Origin of the sequence: Pseudomonas sp. MF5691, from assembly GCF_016405645.1 — a bacterium.
Lineage (GTDB): Bacteria > Pseudomonadota > Gammaproteobacteria > Pseudomonadales > Pseudomonadaceae > Aquipseudomonas > Aquipseudomonas shahriarae.
Window position 1 is genome coordinate 1 of sequence record NZ_JAEKDC010000009.1, and the last position, 24,514, is coordinate 24,514.

Consider the following 24,514-nt stretch of genomic DNA (forward strand, 5'->3'; position numbering starts at 1 on the left):
TGGCTGGCTGAAGGAGAACCGTCGCATCGTGACGCGCTTCGACAAGCTCGCAACAAGTTTTGCGGCGATGGTCTCATTGGCCTGCGCTATGCGGTGCTTGCGACAATACTTTACGTACAGAGCCTAGGACGTAACCACCTTCGGGCCTTGCTGGATACACTTCAGGAAATCGGTGTAGATCACGTCATCCTGAACCTCAAGTATGGTAAACGCCCCGCAGCAGAGGTTATCGAGGAACTTGGCAAGCATATCGTCCCGCAATTCGGCGTCCAGGCTTCTGATAGTGCTGCCTGACAGAGCAACAATACTTCAGCCAGGAGCGGCCAGTCCTTGCAACAGACGGCGGGCGCAGAGGTCACGTCAATACCTTCCATTTTTCTGCGCAAACCCGGAAGATATCTAAATATCGCAAAAAACAGGTATCAACATTCCATGACCATTGACGTCAACGAAGCACTGAAAGCATTGGCAAACCCGATGCGCCTTGCCATCCTCAATTGGCTCAAGGATCCCAGGACAATCTTTCCAGAGCAGGAGGTCGACCCAGAAACGGTAGGCGTGTGCGTCAGTATCATCCAAGAGCGCACGGGCCTCTCGCAGTCCACCACATCGCTTTATCTCGCAGCTCTGCAGCGCGCGCAATTGGTGACATCGCAGCGGATCGGCCCCTGGACCTACTACAAACGCCACGACGAAAATATCGATGCCTTTTTCAAAGCGCTGCAAGAAAAAATCTAAGGCTGAAGAAACCTTGTATTTCTGGCTGATTTCAGTGCTTGCCGATTTCAAAAACAGCAATCTGACCAAGTAACGATCAACTAACCCGTTCATTTATGAGTTTTTAGCCGCAGCGAGCATTTGGTAGCGGGCATACTCTGCATTACGCCCCCATCTCGCCTGGGGTGATCAGCAAATACCGGCCAGCCAGGACATGTGCAGGTTCGACAGATCGAACAACTTGACCTGTGGCGCGGCGTTCTTCACTACCCAGTGGAAACGCACTTTGGTTTCGCCAAACTGTCACTTAATCACTCTGAAACCGGAGCGGTATACGCAAAATACTGCACATTCCAGAGAGAAGCGCGAAGCCTCCTAGTGGTCTTTTACGGCCGACCTTCTTCTTCAGGGGGCAGCATAGGATTTTTTCAACATGACAGAACCGCACCGCAAGCCTGAGTATGTCGGCCTAGTTCTCGCCGCCGGCTCCGGGCAACGCTTCGGCAGCGACAAACGCCTTGCCCAGCTGGCAGACGGCAACAGCCTTTTGCGCGCGACGTTGTTGCGCGCGAAAGAAGCCTTCAGCGATGTTCGAGTCGTATTAAAGGCTGAGGATGATGCAGAGGCCTTGGCTATTCCGCATGGCATTCATCTGGTACGTGCGGCCCACGCCAAACAGGGCATGGGCTCAAGCCTGGCCGCCGGCATCCAGAGCCTGGCAAATACGCAGGCCACTGCGGTGGCGGTGCTGCTCGGGGATATGCCGTGGATTACTCTCGCAACGCTGTTGCAGTTGCGCGCGCATGCGCACGCTGAACATATTGTTGTCGCTTACTGCGATGGCCAGCGCGGACACCCCGTGCTGTTCGGCCGGCGCTTTTGGCCGGAGCTGATGCAACTGCAAGGGGAGAATGGGGCCAAGGCTTTAATCGCCACCCATGCGCAACAGGTGATAGAAGTGACGCTTGCTGATAGGGGCATCCTGCTGGACGTCGACAAGCCGGCCGACCTTAGCCACCCACCGATTTCATAATCAGGGCACTGCCGGTAAAAGTGGCGTCTTGTTTGTCCTGCAGCGCACGACTGAGCAACCCTTTCAGTTGCGGCTGCGCCTGCTCAGTCGGCAGATCCAACAGCGCGCCCATAAAATGTCCGCGATTGGATGATAGGCATCCGTATAACCAGCCCGTAGACGACAACCGCAGACGACTGCAGCTCCGGCAAAAGGGCGCGCTTTCGTTGGCAATAATACCGAACGCCCCGCGCTCGCCCACGCTATAACGCAGCGCAGTGGCATCTAGCGCTGCCTCGGTTTGTGTGAAGACATAACACTCGCCGATAAGCTCCAGCAGCTCGCGCTGGCCGACGAACTGGGTACGAAAAGCCTCTGCATGCTGGGCCAGATGGCCCATGCGCATCAGCTCGATAAAGCGCAATTCGTAGCCCTGCTCCAGGCAGAACGCCAACATGGGCATGACCTGGTCGAGGTTGCTGCCACGCATCGGCACCATATTGATTTTGATGCTCATACCAGATCGACGCGCCAGCTCAATGCCGTTAAGCACAGTCTGCAGATCGCCGCCCTTTGCGATCTTGCGGAAGGCGCGCGGGTCAAGTGTGTCGAGGGACACATTGACCCGCTGGATGCCCGCGCTGCGCAATAACGGCAACTTGCCGGCCAGCAATTGTCCATTAGTGGTCAGGCTGATGTCCTGCAACGCTAGCGCACCGATGCCCTGCAGAAAAGGCTCCAGCCGATCACTCAGCAGCGGCTCACCGCCGGTAATGCGCAGCGCGTCGATACCGGCGACATCCCTGAGCAGTTCGACGGCGCGCAGCATCGACGCGGCCGCCAGCTCATCACGCGCGGCCACCAAGCGGCGGCCATCGGCCACACAGTAGGTGCAGGCGTAATTGCAGGCAGCCGTGAGGCTCAGGCGAAGTTTGCGGAAACGCCGACCCTGTCGATCGACGATCACCCTGCCATGTCCGTGTCGAAGCCAGTGGCTGACTCGCCATCCTCAGCCAACGCCTCCAGCACATAAACCTGACGATCGCTCAGCAGCTCGCCAAGGGCATTGGCCATGGTCGTGTAATGGGGCATCTGCCGATGAAGCGCTATCGCCTCATGGCTTGCCCAGCGCTCGACGAAGACAAACCGTCCGACCTGTTCAATGCACCGACTCAGGACGTAAGACAGGCAACCGTCTTCGGCCCGCGAGGGCTGCACGCAAGCTCGCAGAATCTGCTCGACCTGCTGCTCTTTGCCGCCTTTGGCGGTCAGTATCGCTACAACGCGTATGGTTTGATTCACGCTGATAGGTTCCTCGGTTGATCAGTCGTCAAGGCTGCACGGCGAACCGCCGATAAGCCTCTGCAGCAAAAGCGATTTCGGTTTCGGTCTCGCTAGCGATCAGCACTGGGTCGCTATCATGGATACTCGCGGACCTGAAACGCAGGCTGCCACCATTGCGACCATTGAGCACCGCCTGAATTTCCGCCAGCATCGCCATAGCCACGCTTTCCGGAGTGTCGCCGCCCAGGTCCAGGCCAATCGGATAATGCAAACACGCCAGCCCTGGCAACTCGCCCTGCTGCTCGTGGATACCGGCCAGCAGGCGCTCGGTGCGCTCACGCGGGCCCAACTGCCCTACATAACAGGGCTCACTGTGCAACACTCCCTGCAGCCAGTGCGCGTCTTGCACCAAGCTGTGAGTCATCACCGCCACCGCTGCGCCGCGTACAAGTTCACGGTAGGCGAAAGGTTGCTCAACATCGCCAACCAGCACCTGGTCAGCGTCGGGAAAACGCTCTGCTCGGGCAAAGTGTGACCGCCCATCGATGATTGTCACATGCCAGCCCAAGAGCTTGGCCATGCGCACCAGCGGCTGGGCATCATGGCCCGCACCAAACACTACCAAACGCCGCACGGGCGGCAGGTACTCCATAAGCACTTCAATCTTGCCGGTGCCATTCGGGTAAAGATATCGGGATGACTTTCCACGCACCAAGGTCTGTTGGAGATCAATCCTGATCTGCTCAGCCAGCGCCGACTGCAGCAACTCGCCCTCGGCGCTTTGTCCTGACACTAATAACAGGCGATCACCTAACCGGTGTGAACCATCAGCCGAGCTGGCGATCACCGTGGCGATGGCCGCCGGTTGCTGGGTGTCGCGAACGCCAAGCAACGCAGTAATCAACGCGCAAGGACCACTGGCAGGCAGCCGCTCGAACAATACGTGAACCTTACCGTTGCAGCCCAGCCCGAAACTAAGCGCTTCCTCACTGCCCTCATCCGCCTCGGAGGTGCTGTAGCTACGCAGTGCAGGCCCAGCTTCAGTTAACCACCAGGCTTTTCTGGCGACTTCCGCCTCCAGGCAGCCACCACTGATGGTCCCCTCGGGCCTGCCGAAGCGCGAGACTAGCATCCGCGCTCCTGGTCGCCGATACGCAGAGCCGTCGACTTTTACCACGGTCGCAAGCACCGCTTCTCGGCCAGCATTGCGCTCCGCCAGGAGTACATCCAGCAGTGGAATCAGACAAGACATGAGGCACCTCGGCTCAATGAAGGGACTCGGTACGGCGCTTAGCCACAGCTTGCTCCGATACCTGCGCACCAGTCTCGCCAAAGCGCTTCAGTACGAAGCTGCTCAGCGCAGCCAATTCCTGGTCGGAGTAAATGGTCCCGAACGACGGCATGCGTCGATCTACCCGGGTGTCGGTCGAACCATGCCCATTTAGCAGGATGCCCAGCAAATTACTGGCGGCAGGATCGTTGACCGTCTTTAGACCCCGTAGCATGGCAGTCTGACTCTGGTTTCCGGTCCCGTCCCAGCGGTGACAACTAGAACAGGCTTCGGCGAACAGTTTATTGCCAAGGGCATTGTCGCCCCCCTGCGGTGCAAGCTTAGCCTGCTGCGGACGAGCCACACCTTCGCTGCGCGCCGGTGAGTCCTTGAGATAAACGGCGATCGCGTGACGATCGGCGTCGGTCAGATGGCTCAGACTGTGCTCCACCACCTCCGCCATCGGCCCGGTGGACAACCCGAATCCTGGCGCCGCGCCGTCCTTCAAGTAACGCGCCAGCACGTCCGTGGGCCAGGCACCGACGCCATGTATCGGGTCAGAGCTGATGTTGTAAGCGTTCCAACCCTGTATCAGGTTACCGGCAAGCGAACGGTCTTTGCTGACAGCTTGGAACAGGTTCCGAGGCGAATGGCACTCACCACAGTGGCCAGGACCTTCCACTAGGTATTTGCCTCGATTCCACTCGGTAGAGTGCTGGGCCTCGGTTTCAAATTGCTTGTCGTCCAGGAACAGCATATTCCAGAAAAACATCCCCCAACGCTGATTGAACGGGAAGTTCAGCTGGTTCTCTTGAGCCACCTGCTCGATTGGCTCCAGGCTATCGAGATAGCTTTTGATGGCCAGGATGTCGTCACGCGACATCTTGCTGTAGGACGTATAAGGGAATGCTGGATAGTAGTGTTTGCCATCGCGCCCCACGCCGGTTCGCAGCGCGCTAACGAACTCATCATCAGTCCAGGCTCCGATGCCAGTTTGCTTATCTGGAGTGATATTGGGCGAAAAAAGCGAGCCGAATGGCAGCTTAAATTCGACACCACCGGTGAAGGGTTTACCACCGGGCACGGTATGGCAAGCCACGCAATTTGCAGCGCGCGCAAGATACTCGCCCCTGGCAAGTAAGTCCTCCTGCGCATACGCAAACTGCGCCACCAGGAATCCGCTAGCGAGCAATAGCCAACTTGTTATCAAATTCATGAGTAACTCCTCAAACCGGATAGTAGCCAGCACGGCTAAGTGGTAACCGACGAATGCGCGTACCGGAAGCAGCGTAGAGAGCGTTAACCAAAGCTGGACCGATCAGCGCAGTACCGGCTTCCCCGACTCCGCCCGGTGCTTCCAGGCTAGGCAGCAGGTGCACCTCAACTGCTGGCGCCTCACTTATGCGCAGCTGCCGATAGTTGTGGAAGTTGGTCTGCTGAACCTGACCGTTCTCGATAAGAATTTCGTTGAACAACGAAGCAGACAGACCGAATAATGTCCCACCTTCAACCTGCGCCAAGACCGACGTCGGGTTAGTCGCGAAGCCGCAGTCCACAACACTGATCAAGCGTTTAATGCGCAAGCCAAATTCACCCTGCATCTCAAGCTCAACGAGAGTTGCTACATAGCTGCCAAACACCGAACTTACTGCCACACCCCGACCCTGCCCAGCAGGTAAAGACTGGTACCAGTCACTCTTCTCAGCAAGTAAGCGCAGCACCGCCTGGGCACGTGGCTGGTCCGCCAACAGCTCCAAACGGTAGACCACCGGGTCGGCCTTGGCATTGTGCGCCAGCTCATCAATAAAACACTCAAGGGCATAGGTCCCCCGCAGAGGGCCGACGCCTCGCCACCAGGACACGGGCACGACACTCGGCTCCTGGCGGATATAGCGAACCTGCAAATGCGGCAGGCGGTAGATGGGTTCCACCGCGACTTCAACGGCATCGGCATCCACGCCGCTGGGAGGCAAGCTGCCGGCATAGCGGGCGAGAATCGAGGCACCAGCGATACGGTGTTCCCAGCCCAGCGGACGCCCCTGCTTATCGAGGGCGGCTTGCATACGATCGGCATAGAGCGGCCGATAGAGGTCGTGGGTCATGTCCTCCTCACGGCTCCAGACCAGCTTGATCGGGTAATCGACCTGACGCGCGATGGCCACTGCTTGGGTGATGAAGTCGAACTCCAGACGCCGGCCAAATGCCCCACCGATCAATTGATTGTGCACCTGGATTTTTTCCAAGGGCAGCCCGGTGACTTGGGCGGCCGTCTGTTGGGCGAAGACCGGCACTTGGGTGCCCACCCATAGCTCGCACGCATCTTTACGCACATGGGCCACGCAGCTCATGGGCTCAAGCGGCGAATGCGACAACAGCGCTTGCTCGTAAACGGCCTCGAACTGGCTGGAAGACCCCTGTTTGGCTTGCTCAATATCGCCTGTGCGCTTAGCGACCACGCCATCACGGCTACTTGCGGCTAGCAGCTCCTGGTCCAGTTGCTTTGATCCGATAGTAGCGTTCGACCCAAGTTCCCACTCGATCTTTAACGCTTTGATGGCCTGCTGGCAGGCCCAAAAGTTACTTGCGGTAACGGCCACGGCATTGTCCAAACGCACGATGTCGCGCACCCCTAACACCCGTCGCGCCTCAGTTTCATCAACCGAACGCAGCCGTCCGCCATACACCGGACAGGTGATGCTGGAGGCCACCAGCATCCCAGGGATTTGCAGGTCAATGGTAAAGCGCGCCTTGCCGTTGACCTTCGCGGGCGTGTCCAGGCGTTGCGCGGGAGTGCCCAACAGCTTGAACTGCTCGGGGGTTTTCAGCGGCACCGCGTCGGGCAACGGCAGCGTCGCAGCGGCCTCGACCAAATCGCCGTAGTCAGCCTGCAGGCCTTTGGGGCCAAACACCTGGCCATTCTGCGCATGACACAGGCTCGGCGCGACGCGCCATTGCAGCGCTGCCGCCTGAATCAACAGAATGCGCGCTGTAGCGCCCGCCCGACGCAGCGGCTCCCAGGTGTAACGGGTAGAGGTCGAGCCACCAGTGGCCTGAAACTGAAGCAGGGTATCGGTATACAGTGCGGAGTTCGGTGGGGCCTCCTGGATTACTACCTTATCCAAATCGACCTCAAGCTCCTCCGCCACCATCATTGCAATACCAGTTTGCGCGCCCTGACCCATTTCAATCTTCGGCGAGATCACCGTGACCACGCCATCTGGGCCCACCCGCACAAAGGCCCCGAACCCCTCAGCGGAGCGATCACCCAGCCGGCCTAAGGCAGCAGCCTCGGAGGCAGCGCTTTTGGACACCAACGGCGGTAGCCAGGTACTCAACACCAAGCCGCCGACCGCGATACCGCTGCCTTGCAAGAGACGGCGACGGGACATATCAACATTCATTTCGATTGTCTTCTTCATCTCACGCCTCCTCTACACGGCCAACACTGTGGATGGCTGTGCGAATACGGGTGTAGGTGGCGCAGCGACAAAGATTGCCTGCCATTGCAGCATCAATCGCCTGATCGTCTGGCGCGGGCTGGCTCTGCAGCAGAGCAGTGGCCGCCATGATCTGCCCTGACTGACAGTAACCGCATTGCACCACCTCATGCGCCAGCCAAGCCTGTTGAACGGCTTGACCGACAGCAGTCTCACCGATGGCTTCAATGGTGGTGATTGAGCGGCCCGTCAAAGCAGCAACAGGGGTCACGCACGAACGTATCGGCTGACCATCAAGATGCACGGTGCAAACGCCACACTGAGCAATACCACAGCCGTATTTTGTCCCGGTGAGGCCAAGCACATCGCGTAAGACCCAAAGCAGAGGCATATCCTGCGGCACGTCGACTTGGTGCGACTGTCCATTGATGATTAGCGTTTGCATCTTCATTCCTCAGACTAGTATTTTTAATGCCGACAACCTTAGTTATCGCTTTAATCATGTGGGTGCGGTATGGGAAGCAGGCCAAAACAGCCTCATACGTTCACGAATTAATCCGCCTTAAACGGGCAACCAACCACCCGGCCAGCGGAAAGGAGACAAGCTGGGTGATTGGTACCAATACCAGCACCTCCACCAATACCATTACTGGGAAACTCAAATCACGGGTCAGCGGGGCTAATATACTCAGCACCAACAAAAGCGTTGGGTAAAGCCCCAAGCAGCCAACCAGTACACGCCAGAACGCGGCGTTTATTTGATGCGAGCGCTTACTGCGTGCGTGCATAATCCCCCCACAGGCATTACTTGTACTTAGTGGCCTGGATCTTTTTAAATAAAAAAGCCCTACCAGCAAGGAGCTTGAGCTGGCAGAGCAAAAAACACTGTCATTCCAACAACAGGCAATCAGTCTTCACTTACCCGAACCACTAGCTTGCCAAAATTACGCCCCTCTAGCAGGCCGATAAAGGCCTTAGGCGCCTCCTCTAGACCACTCACCAATTCTTCACGATACTTAATCCGGCCCTGCGCAAACCAGCTTGACATATCGTTAAAGAATTCGTCGTAGCGGTGCGCGTAATCATCAAAAATAATGAAGCCTTGGACTTTAATACGCTTACGCAGAATAGCCCCCATCAAGGCAGGCGAGCGATCTGGCCCGTCGGGTAAAGCGGTATCGTTGTAGTGCGCAATAATTCCGCAGACCGGCACTCGGGCCTTGGCATTGAGCAGCGGCAGCACAGCATCGAAGACTTTTCCACCGACATTCTCGAAGTAAATGTCGATACCCGACGGGCAGGCCTTGGCCAGTTGTTCGGCGAAGTCCGGCGCTCGATGATCGAGGCAGGCGTCGAAACCTAGCACCTCGACAGCATGCCGGCACTTTTCCGCCCCTCCGGCCACACCGACCACGTGACAGCCCTTGATCTTGCCGATTTGCCCGACAGTCGCACCGACCGGCCCGGTAGCAGCCGCCACCACCAGCGTTTCACCCGCCTGCGGCCGACCAATATCCAGTAAGCCCATGTATGCGGTGAAGCCTGGCATTCCAAATATGCCCAATGCATAAGACGGCTGCGCTGGCGAATCGCCCAAAGGGGTCAGGTCGCTGCCATCAGACAGCGCATAGTCCTGCCAACCACTAAAAGACAGCACCCAGTCATTCACTTTATAGGCATGATGCTTTGAGGCAACCACACGACATACAGTGCCCCCCACCATTACTCCGCCCACTTCGACAGGAGGGGCATAGGACGGCGCATCACTCATGCGACCACGCATGTAAGGGTCTAGCGATAGATAGATAGTACGCAGAAGTACCTGCCCCTCTGCGGGTTCAGGAATTGGACCTTGTTCAATAAGAAAATTCGCTTCGACAGGCGCACCATGTGGACGCGATGCCAGAACAACGCTTCGATTGATTTGCTTTGATTGAGACATCTTCACACTCCTTGGATGGCGGGGAAAAACAACCGCATCAACGGAAAAATTAGACCAGTCTGCTATTTTTCACATAAAAAAGCCACCCTACCGAGGCGGGAGGGTGGGCGATCTCGTAATCACGCCTCCTCAGGGACCAGCATCATCAGAGTAGTAGCCATGGCATTTTCTAGCGACCGACTGTTACGGTGCAGCTTGCTCAGCAGGCTTGCACCAAGCCAAAGCTGGTATAGCGCCAAGGCCGTTCGGTAAGCATCACCTTGCGGCAAAGAACCGTCTAGTTGACCCTGCTCAAGACAGCCAGAAATACGTTCAATTATCTGATCTGTTCCGTCACGGAGAGTGAGGCGCATAACCTCCGAAAGATCTGCAACCTCAGCGCTCAGTTTAACTACAAGACACTTTTGCTCATCGCAGGGCTTACAATAGCTTTCAAGCCATTTCTGCCAATATCCCATAAGCCGCTCACGGGCTGTATTGCCGGTAGCGGCAAATCGTTCATCCATGTTCGCCAGATAATTGCGAAAGTAATCCTCGAGCAAGCACTGCCCGTACTGCTCCTTGGATTTGAAGTAATGATAGAACGAACCTTTTGGCACACTTGCGGCTTGCAGAATCTCGTTAAGCCCAACACCCGTGAACCCCTTAACCACCATCATTCGGTGACCCGTATCGAGCAAATGTTGGCGCGTATCATCGTAACGTGGTTTCATCAGTGCAAGCTACCATAAAATAGACCAGTCGTCTATGTGAGATTTTTGCTCCAGAGATTGTAGCAATTGTTGATGGCCGCCGCAGGTCTAAACACCAACCCACGCTCGGCATCCTCATAGCGCCGCAGTACACGCAAAGAACCAATCCTAAGCCTCCCAAAGCTCCTTGGATTTCTGTGGGCGCACTCCTCTCTCGCTAGAAGACAAGCATCGAGATGCAGATCTCAAAGGACTCGGAGCGGACCGTAAGTGCTATCGGAGCATTCAGCCCACCAGAATAGTAGACTGGTCGCATATTGACAGATACAATTTCTTGCCTACTCGTTGCGAGTCCGCAAATTAACTATCGATAGCCTCAGACAATGCACATTTCCCTTACCGAGATCACTCAGAAGGCGTAAAAATGATGATAAAACTTCACCACCTCAATGACTCAAGGTCGTTTCGTATTCTGTGGCTGCTGGAAGAAATAGGCCAACCATATGAAATTATTCGGTATCAGCGTGATAAAAAAACACATCTAGCCCCCGAGACACTGAGGGGCATTCACCCCCTAGGCAAATCTCCAGTTATCGAGCTTGATGGAAAAATAATTGCGGAGTCAGGCGCGATCGCAGAAATCCTGATAAAAAAATTCGCACCTCATTTAGCACCAACAGAAAGCTCTGCAGAATACCTTGACTACTTACAATGGATCCATTTCTCAGAAAGCTCGGCAATGCTTCCGTTCTTACTGAAAATATTTAATGAGTTTGAAACACAATCTGGAACCGAACTAAAATTCCTTAACAACTACGCCGAAGCTGAATTCAATAAAGTTTTTTCCTATCTAAACAACCACTTGAATAACAAAAAGTTTTTAATCGAGGAGAGACTCACAGGAGCAGACTTCATGCTGGGATTTGTGGTGAAAGGCGCGCTCAACCTGCTCAAATCCAAGAGCGAATTTCCACATATTGAAACCTACATTAAAAACCTTGAAAACCAGAAAAGTTACAAGCTAGCGCTGGATATAGACGCGAAGTGAGTTTAGCTTTTTAACAAATAGCTGTGGCAGACTCTCAAACTGCCATGGCTCTCACCATCATGAAGCTAAGACCACCAAAGCTGACATCCTTCAAGTGACGGAACACTGGAGTGATGATCAACCTGCTTAAAAGCTTGTCAGTAACCAGGCTTAAAAATTTACTCAGCTAACGATGAATACGGCTGTTACGTCAGAGCCAGACCGGGCGTCGCTTCGCAGCTACACAATAGCAAGCACAGGCTTACATGTTGGAGCTTATTGAAAAATGACCCAAGAAAAATTTATGTTTTTGTGTCCCAGTGGCAGTGGATAAGCTTGGCAGTAGTATCCCGATTGAAGTCGCATCGACACCCACTGCAGGTAGGCATGCGATTCAGAGCGACGTATATAACGAGCCTACAGAAGCGAGCGGTAAAGTAATTTTGAATAAGTTCTAACACCCTTTCCAATGATCAATAGCCAGTTCAGTTTTGTGAAAACACGCTTCCCTAGCCTGGCAAAGGACACGGCACATCTGGCGACGCGATTTGCAATGTCGAATCTGTGGATGGCATTCCGACATTTAGCGAGCGATACAGGAGAGGTGTGCCTGTAATATAGGGAATAGCCACCGCGAGGTTCTCACGGCGGCTAATAAAGATAGGAATGAGTGAGTGATCTGAGCGTTTTGGATCAAATCGGCACTTTCAAAATTGAAGGCAGCCGAATTTTACAAAAAAATATGACTACCTCAGACCACCCCTAGCCGGGCCTTCCAAACATCGCAGAGCCTTGTTTTATTCTCGAGCTCCCTACTAAAAAAGCAACAGATAACACTTTAAGCATCGAGCACTGCAAATACTTCTCCAGCAGACTGAATCGCCGCTAGTGCAGCAGGAACTCCGGCAGCTATACCTATTTGGATAATTGTGTCAATAATTTCCTGACGCGAAACACCGGCACGCAAGGCTGAGCCAATTCGCAGTTTCAGAATGGGAGCAGCAGTTGCTCCTAGCGCAACACATCCAGCTACCATAATGAGTTCTCTGGTACGCAGATCTAACGAACTCTGCCCATAGACATCGGCAAATTCCCACTCCATAACAAATCGGCCTATAGCAGGAGCAAGGTCCTTTAGCCCGTCCAAGAATTCACTAGAACGCAGCCCAGTGATCTCCTCAAACGCCGCCTGGCCAGCAAGGAAACGCTGATCGTTGACTGATACAGTTTCGGGGGCTTTAGCCATTACAGAAATCCTCCTAATTGATTTGAAATGCGCTTCAGTTTGTCCGCAACATGAATAATTACCGGATGGTAATTATAGGGCAAAAAATCAACCGATCAATAGTTATTTACCAATCAGTAATTAGCGAGCGTGGTGCGACATTTCACTGCAAAGCGTCCCACCTTGTTTACCAAGCGATTGTCTATCGTTATGCTGAAAGCATGATCAGATCACCACAATCGAAACGCAAATGTGCCCCCGCCGAGACGATCGACGACTCCTCGAGGCCAACGCCAAACAAACGCAAACGCATGCCCCCCCAAGAGCGTGAGAGGGAGATTATTGAAGAGGCGGTACGCTTTTTCGCCGAGGTCGGATTCGAAGGTACCCTACGCGAGTTAGCCGAACGCCTTGGAATCACACACCAGAACCTGTTTCGTTATTTCGCAACGAAAGAGGCGTTGATAGATAGAGTGTACCAAGAGGTCTACCTTAGCCGCTGGCAACCTGAATGGGAGGCAATGCTAAAGCAGCCTGGAAAGACCTTGGAAGCGCGATTAATCGACTTTTACAAGGCATATTTGCCTGCGATCTTTCGATATGACTGGGTTAGGATTTTTATTTTTGCAGGACTCAAGGGCGTCGGCATCAGTCAACGTTATCTTTCCCTAATCCAGACCAAAGTGATCGAACCAGTGGCGATGGAATTACGTGAGCTTTCCTGCGAAAAGCCACCCGGTGAGACCTTATCGTCGGCTGAGCTTGAAGTTGCATGGGGATTACACGGTGAATTATTTTATCTTGCCCAACGTCGCTGGGTATATGACATGACAGTTCCGGAAGATCTGGATCGTTTTATCGAAATATCTATCATTCGCTTCCTGCATGGAGCACCTGCTGCCATGCAGGCATTGACGCGCGACGGAGCTAACTAAAAGTTGCGACGCCAGCTCACACGATTAAATCGTCCCGCTCACGCGCACCGCCAATCACTCCGACGGCTCCTATAACAGTACCGTCGCGAAGCAACTGTATTCGCCAAGAATATATCGCAACTGCCCCCCCTCCCCGTTCGAACTATTTATAGCGAAGAGTGGTCCGCCTGACTGAATATATCGAGCCATATCTAAAGGGCTAATACCGAACTCACCAATCCGGATATGCGCGATTAAATCCTCTCCAGCGTCCTCCACCGCAATCCTCATCGGCTGATTGATTCGCTCAGTCTTAAATTGCGCCGCCGCAATAGACTAAAGGGCATTATTCAGACTCAACATCAATGAAGTCCTTTGAGTATGGATACCATTAAATATCATACACTCTGGCGAGAGTGCTAATAAGCACGGTACTCAAGCGTGGCGGACATTAGAACTGGGATGTCCCGATCCGTAGGGCATCATAAATGCCGCCAACACTGCACCTATTAATGTAACCACAGCGATCGCTGCCAAGGTATCGGCATGCGCCAAAATCTGAGATTGAAGCCGCACATTACTAGCTAGTAGATGCAATGCCTGTTCCGTCGCCTGATCACTGCCGCTGGACCGCATACTGACTGCCGAGATAAGGGCATCCAGCCTCGCTGAAACAGCGGCCGAGGATGTGCTCACATGATCCATAAGTACATTAGATCGGGTTTGCTCACGTACTCGATCCAAAGTGCTAACCCAAGCCAAACCCGCCGTACCGCAGATACTGCGCATAACATTGAATGCCATAGCAGCATGCAATCCCTCGCGCGGCAAAAGATCACCAACATACAAATACAGTAGTGGCAACAAGATCAGGGGCAGCCCTAAGCCCTGCAATATCTGCCCAATGCGCAACTCATCGCCCTCCCATGAGCCGTCGATGTTCAAGCTGTCATGCAGAGCACCCGTGGCGACCAATACGCCCCCCAATACAAGTAAACGACGGGGACCTCCCAACCATTTCCTATCCAAGCACACTACCGCGCCCGCAAAACTAATCAATTGCGGCCAGCCTGCATCCCACAGCACCGCTCCCAATTCGCGCGGATGATAGCTGTGTATCTGTATAAGGAATTGGGGAATCACATAGCTGCAACCTGTCACAGCGACACTGAAAGGCAAAATTCCCAAAATGCCCAGTACTATATTGCGTCTCGACAGCAGTTCTACATTAAGCAGGCGATCATGCCTCACTCTGACCACGTGATATATAAATCCGCATATGGCAACCGTACCGGCGAATAGCAACACTCTAATTGGGGTTGCCTGTAACCAATCAAGCCGATTACCCTGATCGAAAGCACAGGCGAGCATGCCAAGCCCGCCAACGAACAGGAGCATTCCAAACCGATCCATATGAAGCAAAGGCCGCAAACGCAGTCTTTCGCGCGGCAGACCATAGAAACCCGCGATCAATGCGAATATGCCAGGCAGAAGGTTTGCGAGAAACAGTGCGCGCCATCCCCAGTGGTCGAGCAGCCAGCCTGTGATTGCAGCGGCCAACTGCGGGGCCAGAGTCGAGGCGGAGATATACAGTGCCAAAGCAAGAGCACGATGCCTAGCCGGTAGAGTTCGCAATAGCGCAACTATCGCCATCGGTAATAGGACCCCGCCGGCCATACCCTGTGCAAAGCGAACGATGATCTGAGCAGCATAAGGAGGGCTGAACGCCATTAATACCGAGGTAGCCATAAAGAGCAACGTTGCCCCTAACAACACCCGTCGAAGTGATAACGCAGTTGCCAACCAGCAGCCAATCACCACGCCGACTACATCTCCAGCGGCATAAGCTGAAGAAAGCAAAGTACCTTCGTCAACCCCCAGGCCTAAACCACCCCGTACATCGGCAAATCCCAGCACAACGTATCGGGCACCGAGCACGGTCATCCAGGCTGCAGCAATAGCGGCCACGCAGGCCGAAAAACGCCGACGATCCCATCGAATCAAAGATCCGGGAAAAAGTCGCGACTTCAGCCGACTATTCACTTCTGATACGGCAAGGCCTAAAGAGTCACTCACACCCGCCCTCGCAGCCAGCCGGTTAACCAATCAATAAAATTTCCTGAACTCAGTCCGGTTGATGTGTGAATGGTCGTAGTAACGGACATACCCGGGAGCAGAGAGGACTGCGAATCCTGACTCGGGTCAAGTGTGATCTTCACCGGAAAACGCTGAACTACCTTAGTGAAATTACCTGTCGCATTGTCGGCTGGAAGCAAAGCAAACTGCGCCCCGCTGGCAGGCTGAAGACTGTCAACCTTACCTTCGAATGCTCGGCCAGGCAGACTGTCAACCAAAATAGTAACGCGCTGTCCTGGGCGTATATGCGTTATCTCGCTTTCCCTAAAATTTGCGACCACCCAAACATGTGGCAGCGGAACTACATCGGCGATCAGCGTTCCGGTGCGCACATACATACCAGGACGCACATGACGCTCGCCAATGACGCCATCAACCGGAGACGTGATACGTGTCCAGCCAAGATCTATATTGCGCAGATTCAGACTCGACTGTGCAGCCTGAAGATTGGCTCTCGCCTTGTTTATACTCGCATTGCTCATTTTCTCCCGCTGTTGCGCCGCCATCCACTCGGCGCGCCTCTGGGCAAGATTAGCGCTCAAACGCTTAACGTCTGCATCAATACCATCAACCTGCTGGCGAGACACAGATCCACTTGGCAGTAAAGCATGATAGCGACTGTGATCAGCAACTGCGCGATCCAACTCAGCGTGTAAAGCCCGTAAGGATGCCGCAGCCGCTTCTACTTGAATCTGTTGATATTGCTTTTGGCTGAGAGATTCGACCAGCGCGGCAGCGGCTAAATCAGACTTAGCCTGAGCTTCGGCGACCTTTTCTCGATAATCAGCATCCTGCACTAATGCCAACAAATCGCCAGAACGCACTCTCTGATTGTCGCGGATCGGCACATCCACGAGATATCCTTCAACGTGTGATACTAGCGGGGTCAGATCGGCCCGGACGTAGGCATCATCAGTAGTCACACTGTCCCTGTACGGAATCGGGTACCAGACTGCCACCGCAGAAGCGAACAGCACGGACGATGCCATAGCGAAGCGCCTTGACATTCGCACTCTGGTTGTAACAAGCGGCCAACCCACTATTAACGCCCATCTACTTTTTATTCTGCGACGAGATCTGCACGTCGCATCCCCACTTTTTGCCGCAGATTGTCGGAGCATCTACAACCACCATTAATTACCATTTGGTAATTATAGGTCTTGAGATCGGCAAGTCAACCCGAGTTCAGTTACCGCAAGCACCAGCTGTTACCGATCGAAATCACATCCGAAAATATTTCAGATCTATATCACCTACGTGAACGCCCCACGGTATCGACTGCTGTCGGGGATTTGGCGTGCTCACTTTTGGCTCAGCACGCTCATCACTGGAGAGGATCTGCGTATGTATAACCCGTGCCCAAGCTGTAACTCTGGACGCGTCGTCACGAAAAATATCGGTAAACAAACGGGTGGATTAATTGGTGCGGCAGGCGGTGTGGCCAGCGGTGCCGCCGGCGCCCTTTCAGGCGCAGAAGCCGGCGCGGTGCTGGGAGTAGTCGGCGGGCCGGTGGGAATCGCTATCGGCAGCATCGCCGGGGCGATTTTGGGTGGTCTGTTCGGTGGGGTCGCAGGTGGCATTGCCGGGGCCACGCTGGGCGAGCAGATCGATGAAAAAATCCTTCTCAACTATCAGTGCCTGGCGTGTGGCTACAGCTTCAGCGTCAACCGTTAAGTCGTTGTGAACAGGCGTCGTTGGTTAATGAAACGACGCGCTTTTCCCTTCATTCGCAAGGAATCATTCCCATGGCTCATCTCGTTGAACAAATGGCTTACGTTGGCGCCACACCCTGGCATGGTCTGGGCAGTCGCCTCTCCCCCAAACAACCGCTCGAAGTCTGGCAGCACGAAGCGGGCATGGACTGGCGGATTCAGGACAGCCCGGTGCACTTCAAGTCCGACAGCATCGGTACTTTGGGCTCAATTCACACTTTCCCTGAACAGAAGGTGCTGTATCGCTCCGACACCAAGGCCCCACTGTCGGTGGTTTCTCAGCGCTACCAGGTCGTGCAGCCGCGTGAGGTCTTGGAGTTCTATCGCGATCTCACCGAAGTCTCGGGCTACGAACTGGAAACCGCTGGAGTGCTCAAAGGCGGTCGCAAGTTCTGGGCGCTGGCCCGTACAGGACAAGGCATGGCGCTGAAGGGCAGCGACCAGGTGAATGGCTACCTGCTGCTGGCCACGTCCTGTGACGGCACATTGGCCACTACCGCCACCCCGACCACCGTGCGCGTGGTCTGCAACAACACGTTGACCATTGCCCTGGACGGTACGACCAAGGCGATCAAGGTGCCACATAACACCCGCTTCGATCCGCAGGCAGTGAAAAAACAGTTGGGCATCGCCGTCTCCCAGTGGGACGAGTTCATGTACCGCATGCGAGCACTGGCTGAACGCAAGGTGCAGTGGCATGAAGCGATGGGCTTCTTCATGAACGTTTTGTGTGACGTAACCCCCAATAGCAAACTGCCGGAAGTCCTGCCGAACGAGCGCGCACTGCGCAAGGTTCAAAGCCTGTACGAAGGCGGAGGTCGCGGCGCCACGCTGGAATCGGCCCAAGGAACTGCGTGGGGCTTGCTCAATGCTGTGACCGAGTATGTCGATCACGAACGCAGGGCTCGTAGTAACGAATACCGCATGGACTCTGCCTGGTTCGGTCAAGGTGCACAGATCAAGCAACGGGCGCTGGAGGCTGCGCTACAACTTGCAGCTTAGCCCCTGTTTTCGCTGTCTTCATCAACCTCACCCCCTTCTCATTCTTCTCACTCCTTAAAACGCCTGGCCAGCCTCGTGCTGGCCGGGCGTTTTTTATGCCGCACAGGAAAACATCATGAGCACACAAACTCTGCGACACCCCAGCAGCAAACCCCGTCCTGCCTTACGCCTGGTGGGGACTAAACAACTGCCGCGTGAGGACTGGTTGGCCGTGCGTAAACAAGGCATCGGCAGCTCGGATGCTGCCGCTGCCGTGGGCCTGAACCCTTACAAGTCCCAGCTGGAGCTGTGGCTGGAGAAAACCGGGCGTGATGAATCACTGCCCAAGCTCGATCCGCAAGACGAGGAAAGCCCGGCTTACTGGGGCAACATTTTGGAGCCTATCGTGGCTGCGCATTACACCAAGCGTAGCGGTCACCGGGTGCGACGGATCAATGCCGTGCTGCAACACCCGGCTCCGCAGTTGAACTGGATGCTGGCCAATATCGACCGTGAGGTGATCGGCGCATCAGAAGTGCAGATTCTCGAATGCAAAACCGCCGGCATAAACGGCGCACGCCTCTGGAAGGAGGGTGTGCCCGAGTATGTGCAGTTGCAAGTCATGCACCAGCTCGCCGTCACCGGCAAGCAGGCCGCTGATGTGGCGGTACTGCTCGGTGGTCAGCACCTGGAAATCCATCGCATTGAACGCGATGAACCACTGATTGCTCGGCTGATCGACCTGGAGCGGTTGTTCTGGGATTACGTCGTCAGTGATACCCCGCCGCCGGCAGACGGATCTGCCTCGGCGGAGCAGGCGTTGCGCTGCCTTTACCCGCAGGACAGTGGGCAAAGCCTGGACTTCAGCCATGACACGAGGCTCTGTACGACCTTTACCGAACTACAGAGCGTGCGAGAATCGATTGCTCTGCAGGAGAAGCAGGAAGCTCAGCTCAAGCAAACGTTGCAACAGGCCATGGGCGATGCCAGTCGGGCGATCTTCGCAACTGGCTACATCACTTGGAAGAAAGCCAAAGACAGCGTGGCCCTGGATATCCCCCGTCTGCTGAAAGAAAAGCCCCATCTGCAAGTGCGCTACTCGACCACCAAAACCGGCAGTCGGCGTTTTCTGCTGGCCTGAACGTTTGTTCGCTCCTCCCTTATTCCCATGCCCTTTCTCTCCAGCGCCACCCTGGCCGTTTGCGCGGTCTCGGTGGCGTTTTTAGTTCAGATACAGGGGAACTCCCATGCTCAAAGGTTTAGCCATCACGCCCCCGATTTTGGGCCGCATTTCCATCGGCAAGGTCGTCGAAAAGAACGGCAAGCGTCTGCCGGAAAAGGACGATCAATTCACCCTCACCTCCCAAGTACAGAGCCGCGACGGCTGGTTACTGCATCCACTCAACGAGGAACTGCGCAATGGCCAGGACGGCAAGCTGCGCAGCATTCCGATCCGGCTGCTGTTCAACGAGCCCGACCTCAACTTTCGGGCTGACTATAGCCTGTTCGACCGTAACACCGGACGACCAGTCTGTGTAGGCAATGGTGAGACCTGCAAGCGTTTGACCAAGGACGGCATTCAGTCGTTGCCCTGCCCTTCACCGGATGGTTGTTCATTGGCTCAAGGCAATGCCTGCAAGCCTTACGGCCGGCTGAACGTGGTGATTGGCGATGACGATCCGTTGGGCAGCTTTGTCTTTCGTACCACGGGCTACAACAGCATCCGTACCCTGGCGGCACGCCTACATTACCTACAAGCCATTTCCGGAGACCGTCTCGCCTGCCTGCCGCTGGAGTTGCGTCTTCGCGGCAAGTCCACCCGCCAAAGCCACGGCACGCCGATCTTCTACGTGGACATCACCGTGCGCAGCGGGTTTAGCCTAGAAGACGCCTTGCTGGAAGCCAAACAACTGGAGGAAACCCGGCAAGCCGCAGGCTTTGATCAGACCGCCTTGGATCACGCGGCACAACAGGGCTTTAGCAACGGAGCTTTTGAAGACAGTGATGAGGACACCGGGGCCATCGTCGAGGAGTTCTTTCCCGCAGCTGAAGATCAGACCAGCAAGACAGAAGCAGCCCCCAAACCAGCGGCCCCTGCCAAAACCTCACTGGTACAAAAACTGGAATCCAAATCCCTCCAAAGCGGCAGCGACCACTCTGCTCGCGCCCACTGATTACGCGTCCAACCTGACCCAATGTCCTCCAATTCAAGAGAATACCCATGAAATATCACAAGCTCAAAGCCGGTGAAACGACCGGCACCTATGTCATGGAATCACCGGTCACCGAGGCCGACATCCTGCAGATGGCTCAACAACTGGCAATGAGTCGCCTGTCTAAAGGCCGGGCACTGACTGAGCCCAAGCAGGTCTTCAGCCACCTGCAAACACTGCTGCAGTACCACGAGCACGAAGTCTTTGCTTTGCTACTGCTCGACACCAAGCACCGGGTAATAGGCTTCAGGGAGCTGTTCAGAGGCACGTTGGACGGTACCAGTGTGTACCCACGGGAAGTGGTCAAGATCGCTCTAGAACATAATGCCGCGGCCGTAATTATGGTTCACAACCATCCCTCCGGTGATCCGGAGCCCAGCCAAGCCGACCGCACGCTCACCAACATCCTCAAGAACGCTCTGAACATGGTCGGCACACGAATATTGGACCATGTGGTAGTGGGCCATGAAGGCTGCGTGTCGTTGGCGGAACGGGGTTACCTGTAACTCCTAGGCTCACACCGCCCGATTAGACTGCCCTTGGCTGATGCCTGGGCAGTCATCGGCACGGTACCCGATCACTTATTTTTTGTCGTGATCCAGCGGTTGTACTTAACCTCGGCTTTATTCAAAACCATGGCCGCCATCCACAAAGCCCTTGGTAGCCGACTTGCAGAGAAAACTTGTTCGGTGGAAGAACACAGCTGCCCAACCAGGTCCTCACGATTTAAGTGGTAGTAAGGATTACTCGGAATTCCGACCAAGTGCTGCCACGCCCCCGGTTGGCCACGTTATGGCGAGCCGGGGCTGCTATGCGACCGTAGAGCTGTACTGCACTGCATTTGCCCGAATATGACGCCGAGTAAATGGCGAGGTCTAGAGGTGTACCAAGCGAAGAGGAGCCCCACATAGCCACTGTCGATTAGGTACAACGCCATGCATTAAACGACACAGAATGTCGCATGGCTGGTGGAGGATAGCTCTCAACACCCCAAGTCAGCACCCTAGGAGCTCCCCATGAAAGAGTTGGTCTGCTTTACCATTGGATTGGTTGTTGGTGCTGTGGTGATGAAGAAAAGCCAGGCGATCGACGAACTGAAGAGGGAACTAGACCGCGAAAAATTCCGTAACAGACCTTCGAACGGGACTGAGCAGACATGAAGCTTCGGCCATCCGCTCTTGGCGGGCAGAACAAAATAGTGTTAAAAAGCCATTAATGGAATGTTCGCCAGATATGTGACGCCAGCGAACCATCAAGGTTGATTCGAGCACAGTTCCCTCATGTCAGATCCCAAAGACAGGCTATTCAGGCACTTGGCCCTGCTGCGCCTCATCCCGCGCGCGCCCAAGAGAATTTCCACCACCGAACTGCTGCAAAGACTCAAGGCCGAGAATTTCGACATTGACCGTCGGACCTTGCAACGGGACCTCATCGGCCGCCTCGCCCTGGACTTTCCACTGCTCTGTGACGAAAGCCAACGCCCGTATCTCTGGAGCTTTCCCAAGGACACTCCACAATTCGACTTTCCGGCACTGGACACCCCCACCGCACTGGCATTCGTCCTCGCCGAAAGCCACCTGAGCAAGCTGCTGCCGCCCAGTGTGCTGAGCCTGCTGGCGCACCATTTCGACCTGGCGCACCGGCAACTCCAAGGGCTGGAACATAATAACCTGGCGCACTGGGCCAAACGCGTACGCACTCTGCCCAACGGCAAGGCGCTCCAGCCCGCCGAAGTGGACTCGGCCATCTGGTCCCAGGTGGCGACTTCCCTACTGGAAATGCGACAACTGGAGATCGTCTACCTCAGCCGCAGCAAAGGCGAGCACAAGACCCTACGCATACACCCCGCTGGCATGATCTCGCGCCACTCCGTCAGCTACCTGATAGGTACTGTCGAAGGCTACACAGACGTTCGCCAATTCGCCCTGCACCGCATCCAGCAGGCTGCGTGCCTCGATGCGCCGACCCGCGAACAACCCGACTTCGAGATCGATCATTACATCCAGAGCGGCGGCTTCAACAGCCCCGGCCCGATCAAACACCACGAACTGATCGCCGACGTATCCCCGCATATCGCCTGGCTGCTGAACGAAACCCCGCTTAGCCCCGAGCAAAGCCTGAAGCCGTTGCCAGGCAGCGACTGGCAACGCCTGCGCGCGCGAGTGCCGGACGATCAGGAAACGCTTTGGTGGGTGTTCGGGTTGGGGGAGAGCGTTCACCTGCATGAGCCCAAACGTTGGGTAGATGTAATCAAAGAGAAGCTGACAAAAATGAGTGGGCTGTATACGCAACCCATGCAACACCACTCGGCCACCATTACCGATGCACACGCCTGCCAGGAGGCTCCATGAAGTCCCACGACACTTTTACGCCTACTTCAACCGCGAGCGTGCAAGACGACAGCAGAGACGAAATCAAGCGGGATATCGGGCGCACCGCAACGGCACTTTCCACGAGTGAAACCGTCAGCCGCTATGGCAGTGCCAATGCCGAGTTCGTCAAAGCCTATAGAGGCGTCGACAATGAAGCCGGGAAAGTACTGAGCAAGGGCCTGAAAGGCATCAGCCAGGAAAAAACCGGCGTCAAACAACGAGCGGGCTGGGCTGGCGAAGTTGCCGGTACCAGTCGTGACAACGCCGAAGCCATCATCAACAAATCTTCTGAGCGCACGATTCGCAGCGATGATTTGAAGCATTACGGCATTGATACCGATTCCAAGTACCGCGAAGCGGTGGATCGGGTCCGCGTGGATGAAAACGGCAAGATCATTTACGAAGCCCAGACCAAGTTGGAGGCCAGCGGAAACAAGGTTGCCAACCAGGTTAGTCATGAGGATCACAAGTACAGTAAATACTTCGGTAAAAAGCTGGAGCTACCCAGCGAACAGGTCGAAGACGCCAAGACTTACTGTCACAAGCGTGCAGAAGGCTTGAGAAAACACGCACTGCTGGCGGAACAGAAGGGAAAACCGGAGCTCGCCGAACAATTCCGCGACCGTGCCGACAGATTCGACAAGCTTGCCGAAGAAGACATCGTTGACCTTGGCATCACTACCAAGCAGGCCATCGACTACGCTGAAAAGCCGCTGCGCGAGACGGTGAAAGATATCGCCGGTACAAGCCACCGGGCCGGTATAGAGGGCGCGAAGTACGGCGCTGTTATCGGTGGTGTTATTTCGCTGTTGACCAATGCGTTCAACGTCGCCCAAGACAAAAAGCAATTGGGTGAAGCTGCCCAGGATTTAGCCCTCGACACAGTTAAAGCCGGTGCCCTTGGATACACCACGGCTTTCGCTGGCTCCGCGCTCAAAGGTGGCATGCAACAATCAAGCAACCAAACCTTGCGCACGCTCGCCGGCACCAACGCTCCAGCGCTGGCGATCAACATCTGCCTGTCACTGGGCAGTTCGGTGAAACGCTACGTCACCGGCGAGATCAGCGAGGCACAATTACTGAGCGAAGTGGGTGAGAAAGGCGCAGGCATGCTTTCCAGCAGCATGATGGCTGCACTCGGACAATTGGCCATTCCCGTGCCCTTTGTCGGTGCTGCCATTGGCGGGATGATCGGCTACACCCTCTCTTCGCTCTTCTACCAAAGCGCATTGGACGCCGCCCGTGGCGTCGAGCTTTCCCGTCAGCAACTGGCGCGCATCCGTGCCATTGAGGCCGCCGCCCGCGACCAAATTGCCGAAGAACAAGCGCAGTTGGATGACTTCACGCGTCGTGAAATCCCTCAATTGCAGGAAGAAACTAAACGTTTGTTTGCCATTGTGGATGCCGCCGGTAGCGGCAGCGTTGATGCCTTGGCAGCCACTATCAATCGATACGCCACCTTGCTGGGAAAAGAACTGCAATTCCAATCTATTGAGGAATTCGATGACTTCATGAATTCCGACAGCCCTCTGATGCTGTAACCAACCTTACTTGCCCTGAAGATACACCTGAAAAAGGAC

The 24,514-nt window shown here is 55.1% G+C and carries 23 protein-coding genes and 3 pseudogenes; 15 read left to right on the forward strand and 11 right to left on the reverse strand.

The window, feature by feature from the left end; translation table 11 throughout:
• The 4 genes and pseudogenes from JFT44_RS14565 to JFT44_RS14580 form a co-directional block, all read left to right on the forward strand.
• Window positions 1–127, forward strand: a pseudogene (locus JFT44_RS14565) (IS5/IS1182 family transposase); the annotation flags it as partial.
• Window positions 124–294, forward strand: a pseudogene (locus JFT44_RS14570) (LLM class flavin-dependent oxidoreductase); the annotation flags it as partial. The pseudogenes JFT44_RS14565 and JFT44_RS14570, both read left to right, overlap by 4 nt.
• Before the next feature lie 138 nt (window positions 295–432).
• Window positions 433–738 carry a helix-turn-helix transcriptional regulator gene (locus tag JFT44_RS14575; protein ID WP_010562390.1) on the forward strand — a complete coding sequence of 102 codons (306 nt, stop codon included), beginning with the start codon at window positions 433–435 and terminating at the stop codon, window positions 736–738.
• Between the two features lie 412 nt (window positions 739–1,150).
• Window positions 1,151–1,750, forward strand: coding sequence for an NTP transferase domain-containing protein (locus JFT44_RS14580; RefSeq protein ID WP_038443632.1), 600 nt, complete (start codon window positions 1,151–1,153; stop codon window positions 1,748–1,750).
• Here the strand turns inward: JFT44_RS14580 and JFT44_RS14585 are convergent.
• The 8 genes from JFT44_RS14585 to JFT44_RS14625 form a co-directional block, all read right to left on the reverse strand.
• Window positions 1,728–2,696 carry a GTP 3',8-cyclase MoaA gene (locus tag JFT44_RS14585; protein ID WP_045057437.1) on the reverse strand — a complete coding sequence of 323 codons (969 nt, stop codon included), beginning with the start codon at window positions 2,694–2,696 and terminating at the stop codon, window positions 1,728–1,730. The genes JFT44_RS14580 and JFT44_RS14585 overlap by 23 nt on opposite strands.
• Window positions 2,693–3,031, reverse strand: coding sequence for a putative quinol monooxygenase (locus tag JFT44_RS14590; RefSeq protein ID WP_038443633.1), 339 nt, complete (start codon window positions 3,029–3,031; stop codon window positions 2,693–2,695). Before JFT44_RS14590 ends, JFT44_RS14585 begins: the two co-directional genes overlap by 4 nt.
• Before the next feature lie 28 nt (window positions 3,032–3,059).
• A complete protein-coding gene (locus JFT44_RS14595) occupies window positions 3,060–4,265 on the reverse strand; it encodes an XdhC family protein (RefSeq protein ID WP_038443635.1) in 1,206 nt (401 codons plus the stop codon).
• Window positions 4,266–4,278: 13 nt separating this feature from the next.
• Window positions 4,279–5,499 (reverse strand): cytochrome c, encoded by a 1,221-nt coding sequence (locus JFT44_RS14600; RefSeq protein WP_038443637.1) that lies wholly within the window; start codon window positions 5,497–5,499, stop codon window positions 4,279–4,281.
• 10 nt (window positions 5,500–5,509) lie between these two features.
• Complete coding sequence (locus JFT44_RS14605; protein ID WP_010562383.1) at window positions 5,510–7,702, reverse strand: molybdopterin cofactor-binding domain-containing protein; 2,193 nt, start codon at window positions 7,700–7,702, stop codon at window positions 5,510–5,512.
• Window position 7,703: 1 nt separating this feature from the next.
• Complete coding sequence (locus JFT44_RS14610; protein ID WP_010562382.1) at window positions 7,704–8,165, reverse strand: (2Fe-2S)-binding protein; 462 nt, start codon at window positions 8,163–8,165, stop codon at window positions 7,704–7,706.
• 462 nt (window positions 8,166–8,627) lie between these two features.
• Window positions 8,628–9,662 (reverse strand): NADP-dependent oxidoreductase, encoded by a 1,035-nt coding sequence (locus tag JFT44_RS14620; protein ID WP_010562380.1) that lies wholly within the window; start codon window positions 9,660–9,662, stop codon window positions 8,628–8,630.
• A 119-nt stretch (window positions 9,663–9,781) separates the two neighbouring features.
• Window positions 9,782–10,375, reverse strand: coding sequence for a TetR/AcrR family transcriptional regulator (locus JFT44_RS14625; RefSeq protein ID WP_010562379.1), 594 nt, complete (start codon window positions 10,373–10,375; stop codon window positions 9,782–9,784).
• A 403-nt stretch (window positions 10,376–10,778) separates the two neighbouring features.
• Between JFT44_RS14625 and JFT44_RS14630 the strand changes: the two genes are divergently transcribed.
• Both JFT44_RS14630 and JFT44_RS28685 read left to right on the forward strand, forming a co-directional pair.
• The gene (locus JFT44_RS14630) at window positions 10,779–11,402 is read left to right on the forward strand and encodes a glutathione S-transferase family protein (RefSeq protein ID WP_169878815.1); all 624 of its coding nucleotides are present in this window, start codon (window positions 10,779–10,781) and stop codon (window positions 11,400–11,402) included.
• Window positions 11,403–11,841: 439 nt separating this feature from the next.
• Window positions 11,842–11,997, forward strand: a pseudogene (locus JFT44_RS28685) (IS5/IS1182 family transposase); the annotation flags it as partial.
• Between the two features lie 222 nt (window positions 11,998–12,219).
• Here JFT44_RS28685 and JFT44_RS14635 read toward each other — a convergent pair.
• Window positions 12,220–12,627, reverse strand: a complete 408-nt coding sequence (locus JFT44_RS14635; protein ID WP_010562376.1) for a carboxymuconolactone decarboxylase family protein — start codon at window positions 12,625–12,627, stop codon at window positions 12,220–12,222.
• 50 nt (window positions 12,628–12,677) lie between these two features.
• Here JFT44_RS14635 and JFT44_RS14640 point away from each other — a divergent pair, with 50 nt between their 5' ends.
• Window positions 12,678–13,541, forward strand: a complete 864-nt coding sequence (locus tag JFT44_RS14640) for a TetR/AcrR family transcriptional regulator (protein ID WP_233098363.1) — start codon at window positions 12,678–12,680, stop codon at window positions 13,539–13,541.
• 414 nt (window positions 13,542–13,955) lie between these two features.
• Here JFT44_RS14640 and JFT44_RS14645 read toward each other — a convergent pair whose 3' ends face one another.
• Together JFT44_RS14645 and JFT44_RS14650 are read right to left on the reverse strand one after the other, a co-directional pair.
• Window positions 13,956–15,596 (reverse strand): MFS transporter, encoded by a 1,641-nt coding sequence (locus JFT44_RS14645; RefSeq protein ID WP_127882194.1) that lies wholly within the window; start codon window positions 15,594–15,596, stop codon window positions 13,956–13,958.
• A complete protein-coding gene (locus JFT44_RS14650) occupies window positions 15,593–16,645 on the reverse strand; it encodes an HlyD family secretion protein (RefSeq protein WP_052673020.1) in 1,053 nt (350 codons plus the stop codon). Before JFT44_RS14650 ends, JFT44_RS14645 begins: the two co-directional genes overlap by 4 nt.
• Before the next feature lie 355 nt (window positions 16,646–17,000).
• Between JFT44_RS14650 and JFT44_RS14655 the strand changes: the two genes are divergently transcribed.
• From JFT44_RS14655 to JFT44_RS14690, 8 genes are all read left to right on the forward strand, one after another.
• On the forward strand, window positions 17,001–17,330 hold the full coding sequence (locus JFT44_RS14655; protein ID WP_032902032.1) for a hypothetical protein: 330 nt from the start codon (window positions 17,001–17,003) through the stop codon (window positions 17,328–17,330).
• Between the two features lie 71 nt (window positions 17,331–17,401).
• On the forward strand, window positions 17,402–18,370 hold the full coding sequence (locus tag JFT44_RS14660; RefSeq protein ID WP_198830847.1) for a DUF932 domain-containing protein: 969 nt from the start codon (window positions 17,402–17,404) through the stop codon (window positions 18,368–18,370).
• 115 nt (window positions 18,371–18,485) lie between these two features.
• Entirely contained in the window at window positions 18,486–19,490 is a 1,005-nt protein-coding gene (locus tag JFT44_RS14665; protein WP_073844651.1) for a YqaJ viral recombinase family protein, read from the forward strand.
• A gap of 106 nt (window positions 19,491–19,596) precedes the next feature.
• Entirely contained in the window at window positions 19,597–20,523 is a 927-nt protein-coding gene (locus JFT44_RS14670) for a hydrolase or metal-binding protein (protein ID WP_073844649.1), read from the forward strand.
• A gap of 47 nt (window positions 20,524–20,570) precedes the next feature.
• A complete protein-coding gene (radC, locus tag JFT44_RS14675; protein ID WP_073844647.1) occupies window positions 20,571–21,068 on the forward strand; it encodes a DNA repair protein RadC in 498 nt (165 codons plus the stop codon).
• Window positions 21,069–21,578: 510 nt separating this feature from the next.
• On the forward strand, window positions 21,579–21,722 hold the full coding sequence (locus JFT44_RS14680; protein ID WP_155678135.1) for a hypothetical protein: 144 nt from the start codon (window positions 21,579–21,581) through the stop codon (window positions 21,720–21,722).
• A gap of 120 nt (window positions 21,723–21,842) precedes the next feature.
• Window positions 21,843–22,913, forward strand: coding sequence for a YafY family protein (locus JFT44_RS14685; protein WP_073844645.1), 1,071 nt, complete (start codon window positions 21,843–21,845; stop codon window positions 22,911–22,913).
• Complete coding sequence (locus JFT44_RS14690; RefSeq protein WP_073844643.1) at window positions 22,910–24,475, forward strand: hypothetical protein; 1,566 nt, start codon at window positions 22,910–22,912, stop codon at window positions 24,473–24,475. The genes JFT44_RS14685 and JFT44_RS14690 overlap by 4 nt, the downstream gene beginning before the upstream one ends.
• Window positions 24,476–24,514: the final 39 nt, after the last annotated feature.

Bases quoted from the DNA above. Each gene is read 5' to 3' on its own strand.
- JFT44_RS14575 (WP_010562390.1), top strand. From the start codon at position 433: ATGACCATTGACGTCAACGAAGCACTGAAAGCATTGGCAAACCCGATG.
- JFT44_RS14580 (WP_038443632.1), top strand. From the start codon at position 1,151: ATGACAGAACCGCACCGCAAGCCTGAGTATGTCGGCCTAGTTCTCGCC.
- JFT44_RS14595 (WP_038443635.1), bottom strand. From the start codon at position 4,265: ATGTCTTGTCTGATTCCACTGCTGGATGTACTCCTGGCGGAGCGCAAT.
- JFT44_RS14600 (WP_038443637.1), bottom strand. From the start codon at position 5,499: ATGAATTTGATAACAAGTTGGCTATTGCTCGCTAGCGGATTCCTGGTG.
- JFT44_RS14605 (WP_010562383.1), bottom strand. From the start codon at position 7,702: ATGAAGAAGACAATCGAAATGAATGTTGATATGTCCCGTCGCCGTCTC.
- JFT44_RS14610 (WP_010562382.1), bottom strand. From the start codon at position 8,165: ATGCAAACGCTAATCATCAATGGACAGTCGCACCAAGTCGACGTGCCG.
- JFT44_RS14620 (WP_010562380.1), bottom strand. From the start codon at position 9,662: ATGTCTCAATCAAAGCAAATCAATCGAAGCGTTGTTCTGGCATCGCGT.
- JFT44_RS14625 (WP_010562379.1), bottom strand. From the start codon at position 10,375: ATGAAACCACGTTACGATGATACGCGCCAACATTTGCTCGATACGGGT.
- JFT44_RS14630 (WP_169878815.1), top strand. From the start codon at position 10,779: ATGATGATAAAACTTCACCACCTCAATGACTCAAGGTCGTTTCGTATT.
- JFT44_RS14635 (WP_010562376.1), bottom strand. From the start codon at position 12,627: ATGGCTAAAGCCCCCGAAACTGTATCAGTCAACGATCAGCGTTTCCTT.
- JFT44_RS14640 (WP_233098363.1), top strand. From the start codon at position 12,678: ATGAATAATTACCGGATGGTAATTATAGGGCAAAAAATCAACCGATCA.
- JFT44_RS14650 (WP_052673020.1), bottom strand. From the start codon at position 16,645: ATGGCATCGTCCGTGCTGTTCGCTTCTGCGGTGGCAGTCTGGTACCCG.
- JFT44_RS14655 (WP_032902032.1), top strand. From the start codon at position 17,001: ATGTATAACCCGTGCCCAAGCTGTAACTCTGGACGCGTCGTCACGAAA.
- JFT44_RS14660 (WP_198830847.1), top strand. From the start codon at position 17,402: ATGGCTCATCTCGTTGAACAAATGGCTTACGTTGGCGCCACACCCTGG.
- JFT44_RS14665 (WP_073844651.1), top strand. From the start codon at position 18,486: ATGAGCACACAAACTCTGCGACACCCCAGCAGCAAACCCCGTCCTGCC.
- JFT44_RS14670 (WP_073844649.1), top strand. From the start codon at position 19,597: ATGCTCAAAGGTTTAGCCATCACGCCCCCGATTTTGGGCCGCATTTCC.
- radC (WP_073844647.1), top strand. From the start codon at position 20,571: ATGAAATATCACAAGCTCAAAGCCGGTGAAACGACCGGCACCTATGTC.
- JFT44_RS14680 (WP_155678135.1), top strand. From the start codon at position 21,579: ATGAAAGAGTTGGTCTGCTTTACCATTGGATTGGTTGTTGGTGCTGTG.
- JFT44_RS14685 (WP_073844645.1), top strand. From the start codon at position 21,843: ATGTCAGATCCCAAAGACAGGCTATTCAGGCACTTGGCCCTGCTGCGC.
- JFT44_RS14690 (WP_073844643.1), top strand. From the start codon at position 22,910: ATGAAGTCCCACGACACTTTTACGCCTACTTCAACCGCGAGCGTGCAA.